Annotated in this window: 4 protein-coding genes; all 4 read right to left on the reverse strand. The window is 62.8% G+C overall.

Going from position 1 to position 5379, the window contains the following annotated elements:
- Positions 1-324 (reverse strand): carbohydrate-binding protein (locus K0F86_RS27885; RefSeq protein ID WP_306823229.1); only part of this gene is annotated, 324 nt, incomplete at its 3' end.
- Positions 325-427: 103 nt separating this feature from the next.
- Positions 428-1864 carry a glycoside hydrolase family 19 protein gene (locus tag K0F86_RS27075; protein WP_257572409.1) on the reverse strand — a complete coding sequence of 479 codons (1437 nt, stop codon included), beginning with the start codon at positions 1862-1864 and terminating at the stop codon, positions 428-430.
- A 291-nt stretch (positions 1865-2155) separates the two neighbouring features.
- A complete protein-coding gene (locus K0F86_RS27080; RefSeq protein WP_219137208.1) occupies positions 2156-2998 on the reverse strand; it encodes a sulfotransferase in 843 nt (280 codons plus the stop codon).
- A gap of 154 nt (positions 2999-3152) precedes the next feature.
- Positions 3153-5379, reverse strand: a 2227-nt coding sequence (locus K0F86_RS27085) for an S-layer family protein (protein WP_257572410.1), incomplete at its 5' end; no start/stop codon positions are given.

Raw genomic sequence — 5379 nt, forward strand, 5'->3', positions numbered from 1 at the left:
CGTCGGCGTCGGCGTCGGCGTCGGCGTCGGCGTCGGCGTCGGCGTCGGCGTCGGCGTCGGTGTCGGCGTATCGATCACGGCCCAAGGTCCCCACTGGTCGGTGGCGCTGGGGACATTGCCCTGCGTCCACCACTTCGCCTTGTAGCTGACGCCCTGGTATATGACGCACTGGCCGCCCGTGTAGGCGGTGGCGGCATCCCAGACGGCGCACGCTTCCACGGCGGCGAGCAAGGTGTTCGGGGTGGCGGTCGTGCCTTCCTGGCCGCCGCCGCAAGCGACGAGCACGCCGCTGAGCAGGGCCATCAATAATGCATTCGATTTCATGAGGTGTCTGTCTCCGTTATGGTTATACATCGAGAGCTTGTTGCAGGCCCCTCAAGGGGCTCTTGTCAACTGTTATCCCTGGCTGGCTTTTCCTTCTTGGCTGCTACTGCAACTTCACATTCCAGTTGGCTTCCACGCATTTCACGTAGTTCCCGGCCAGCAAGGCGCTGTACGGCGTCTGATAGCTGACCAGCTGGCATTGGTTGTCGCCACCGGCGCTCCAGTTCTTTTCCCAATAAATGTTGTAGGAAGCGGAACTGGCCGGGGTGAAGCGCTGCATGTTGGCGCACGACAATTGTTCGCCGGAATAATCCCAGCCCATGTCGGCGGCAAATTGCTTGTAGTAATCGATGCGGTTTTGCGCGGCCTGCTTTTCCGTGCCCTGCCCGCATTCGGCATTGATGATCATGATGGTGGTGGCAAAGTTATTGCCCGCACCGGCCGCCGTATCGGCCGCATTCGGCACCCACGTGCCGTCGAGCACGTGCAGCATCGATGGTTTCGGCGGTTGCGGATAGACAAAGAAGAACGTGGCCGAGGCCAGGTTCAGCCAGGTCGACGCGACGAGGTCCGGGTTCTTCAGCAGCACGGACTGGTCACCGTCATGCATCGCTTGCGAAAACGGACCGTAGTTGTAGTTGTACGACAGCTGCTTGGCGCCGCGTCCAAAGTACTTCTTGAAGCTGCCATCGGCGTTCTTGCCGCAGGTCCACACCTTGTTGAAGACGGGATCCGCGCACTCGATGTTGTAGCCGCAGCCGGCGCCCGTTTCGTCGCAGCCCAGTTCACGCAAATACTTCAAGCCCTGGCGCCATTGCGGCAAGGGGCTGCTGGCGTTATGGTCGCCCGTTTCCTGCCCGAAGTGGGCAAACATGGTGGCCAGGCTGTGGCGGCAGATGGCGTCCGCGTTGCGCCCGTCGCCGTAGTCGTCGCACACGGCGGGGAACTTGGCCACGGCTTGCAGGAAGCGCTGATACGTATAGCTGGCGTCGCGCGCGGCAAAATAGTAATCCCACTTCGCCGCCGGCAGCAGGCGTTCCACGCGCTTGACGTTGAGCGGATTGCTGGCCAGGCCAGGCTGGACGGCTTCGACGGCTGTATTGCCCAGGGTGCGGATCGAGGCCTTGACCTTGCGGAAGAAATCGTTGTTCGTCAGCGCCGCCTCGTTCGCCTCGGCCTGGGCTTTGGTGGGCACGCCTGGCGTGGGCGTGGGCGTAGGTGTAGGCGTCGGTGTCGGTGTCGGTGTCGGTGTCGGTGTGGTGGAATCCAGGCTCCACGGTCCCCACTGGTCGTTGCCCGGCGCCGTGCCCTGCACCCACCATTTGGCCCGGTACACCTTGCCGTCGTACACGGCGCACTGCCCTGCCGTGTAGATGGCAGCGGCGCTCCAGGCGGTGCAATTATCGCTGGCGGCGGTGGCGGCCAGCAGGGTCGATGGGGGTTCGGTGGTGGTGGAATTGCCGCCGCAAGCGAGCAGCGCGCTGCCCAGCAGGCCAGCCATGAATGGCGTAGCCAGCCGGCTTGATTGCCGTGTCTTCACATTGTCTCCTGAACGTTATACGAAAACTATCGAAGTAGCTTTTTATGTTGTACGTAAAGAAAGCACAGCGAAGCATCGGCTTTCTGCACAGAGAATGCGACGCCGAAAATTGGTAGTCAAGTGGTTTTATATAACGGTGTTTTTTGCAATACCAGTGACTTCAGGCGGTACGGCCACGGTACGCCAGGCGCAGAGTGAGGGCGAGAGAGAAAAGCGAAGTTTGCGGCAACTGCCGGCAATACCGCACCGGCAGCGCCGCGGCAAGTGGTATCAGCACTGCCGCAGGTGTTGTCAGGCCGATGGCGTTGCCGCGCGTTGGTGTTGCGGATAATACAGTTCATAGAACCAGCCATACGCGCTTTCGATCTGCGCCTGGATGCGCGGGGGAATCGCATGCGGCTTCGGCGCGCTGATCGTCGCCTGCTGGCGGTGCGTGTATTTCATGCGGTAATGGCTGTCGCTTTCCTGTATCCCCACGGCAAGATCGTGCGGATCGATCTGGAACGGCGCCAGGCCCAGCCACGCATACAGGTGCGACAGGCATTCCACCGGCCGCACCATCAAGTCTTCGAAACGCACGAAATACAGCTTTTTCTGCACCTCGAGCGGCAGGTCCAGCACGGCGTGCAGGGAGCTCAGGGGCGCGCCTATGGTGCGATCCTTGGCAAACAGCATGTCAGCCCGTCCCAGACGGTCGAAATCGGCCAGGTGATCGACAAAATCGAGCAGGATGGTGCGCTGGTGCTGCGCTTCGATGGAACCATAGACCTGGCCCAGTTCGCGCACGCAGACGATGATTTTCGCTTCCGGCGCCAGTTGCAGCAGCATCTCCACGCAATGCAGCCAGGCGCGGTTCTTGTCCACCACGCCCTGCTTGCCACAATCCTGGTACCAGCCGCGCAGGAAGCCCTGCATGGCTGTTTTCAGATGGCCATAACTGGCGTCGAAGGTGCTGTCGAGCTGCGACAGGAAAAAAGAATCGTCGCTGACCATGCGCCGCATGCCCAGCAAGGCATTGCACAGGGGCGAGCTATTGCCTTCGCAATGCAGGTCGGGATGCTGCGCCAGCAACTGGCACAGCAAGGTGGAGCCAGCGCGTGGCAAGCCGGCCACGCCGATGAAATGGGATGTCATGCGATGGTACTTTCTGTTCAGCGCTGCTCTTCTGACGGAAAACAAGGATGGTGCAGCCATTATAAGAGTGATACGACGACGCGACGGCATAAAAAATGCCGCTTCGAAACACGAAGCGGCACTCCGACGCCATCATGCGGTGACGCAGCGGGCTTTACTGGCTTTCCTGGCGCGTGTTGCCGCCTGCTTCGGCCGGCAAGCGCAGGCCGGAATCGACCACGCTCAGGCGCAAGCCTGGCAGGACGTTGCTGACGACATTGCCGGCCAGTTGCACCACCGGCGCGCTGCCTGCCTTACCCTTCTCTCCCTCGCGCGGCGCCTCCTGCGTGGCGGCGGGCTTGCCTGGTGCCGTCTCGCCACTGACGATCATGTCGGCCTGCACCATATTGCCCTGCGATGGCGCCACGGCAACGGCCGCGATCACGTTGGCGACCGCGCTTTGCAGCGCTTCCGTCGGCTTGACCTTCAGCACGCCTTCCACATAGTTCAAGGCGTAGTTGTTCGACGCCTGGCCCGATGTCGATACCAGATAATTGCCGGCCGCGGATGCCGTCGTCGCCGACGTGCTGAACGTCAGCTTGCCGCTCACTTCGGCGGCCACCGTGTCGCCACCGAGCAGGCCGCTGTAGCCGGCGCTGAAGTCGGGGTTGACGCGTCCCTGGTCTTTTTCAGTGTTATCGACTTTGACCGTCAGCGCCGCCTGCGAGATCGTGGCCGTGGTGCTGGCGCTGGTGTTGACCACGTAATTGCCCGCATCCGTGCCGCTCAGGCTTATGCCTGCCACCGTCACCGTCTTGCCGACGCCCGCATTCTTGTCGCTGAAACTGGCGCCATCGCTGGCAATACTCAGCTGATCATTGCCGATGCGATTGTCGCGCAAGGAGACGGCGGCATGCGTGGTGGCGTCATACACCTTGTTGACGCCGCTGGCGCTGACCGTCAGGGCGGCTGGCGTAATCGTGGCCGTGGTACTGGCCTGGCTGCTGGCCAGTACATAATTGCCCGCATCGGCACCGGCCAGGCCCAAACCGCTGATGGTCACGGTCTTGCCGATCGCCGCATTCTTGTCGCTGAACGCGCCAAGAACGGGTCCGCCGCCCAGGCTCAGGGCGTCGCCTGCCACCATGCCATTGAAACTGGCGCCCGCCAGGTTCAGGCTGGCCGCCGTGCCACCGTCATACACCTTGTTCGCCGCCACGATACCGGCAATGGCGCTGATGGACGCCTTGCCGATATCTGCCCGCACCCCGCTGGCATTGCTGAAGGCATAGTTGCTGACCAGACCAGTGCCGTCCGTGACCGTCGCGCCCGTAACATTGACCACCTTGTTGCTGCCCGCGTTCTTGTCGCTGAAGGCGCCTGTCTGGTTCGCCAGATTCAAGCTCAGCGTTTCCATGCCGACCAAGCCGCTCAAGGCACCGCCCGACAGCGCGGCCTGCCGCGTGCCGTCATAGTCCCGGCTCGCCGCCGTCACTCCCGTCACCGTCAACGCTTTCGGCGTGATATCGGCCCGCACCCCGCTGGCGTTGCTGAAGGCATAGTTGCTGGCCAGGCCAGTGCCGTCCGTGACCGTCGCGCCCGTGACATTGACCACTTTGTTGGTACCCGCGTTCTTGTCGCTGAAGGCGCCTGTCTGGTTCGCCAGATTCAAGCTCAGCGTTTCCATGCCGACCAAGCCGCTCAAGGCGCCGCCCGACAGCGCGGCCTGCTGCGTGCCGTCATAGTCCCGGCTCGCCGCCGTCACGCCCGTCACTGTCAACGCTTTCGGCGTGATATCGGCCCGCACTCCGCTGGCATTGCTGAAGGCGTAGTTGCTGGCCAGGCCAGTGCCGTCCGTGACCGTCGCGCCCGTGACATTGACCACCTTGTTGGTGCCCGCGTTCTTGTCACTGAAGGTGCCTGCCTGGTTCGCCAGATTCAAGCTCAGCGTTTCCATGCCGACCAAGCCGCTCAATGTTCCGCCCGACAGGGCCGCATCGAGCGTGCCGTCATACACGCGGCTGCTCGCGCTCACGCCGCTGACGGTCAACGCCTTTTGCGCGATAGTGGCCGTCACGCCAGTGGCGTTGCTGACCGAATAATTGCTGGCCAGCCCCGTGCCATCGACCAGGGTCGCGCCCGTCACCGCGACGGCCTTGCCCGTGCCCGCGTTCTGGTCACTGAAACTGCCCACCTGCCCCGTCAATCCCAGCGTTTCACCGCCCACCAGGCCATCCAGAGTGCCGCCGGACAGGCTGGCCTTGGTATTGCCGTCGTAGGTCTTGTCGCTGGCCTGCACGCCGCTCACCGTCAAGGCTTTTTGCGTGATGCCGGCCTTCACGGTGGTCGGGTTGCTGACCGTGTAATTGCTGGCCAGCCCCGTGCCATCGGCCAGGCTGCTG

It is taken from the genome of Janthinobacterium sp. UMAB-60, assembly GCF_900095235.1.
Classification (GTDB): Bacteria; Pseudomonadota; Gammaproteobacteria; order Burkholderiales; family Burkholderiaceae_D; genus Janthinobacterium.

What these genes read in the sequence shown, in the direction of transcription:
- K0F86_RS27080 (WP_219137208.1), bottom strand. Translation starts at nt 2,998, where the DNA reads ATGACATCCCATTTCATCGGCGTGGCCGGCTTGCCACGCGCTGGCTCC.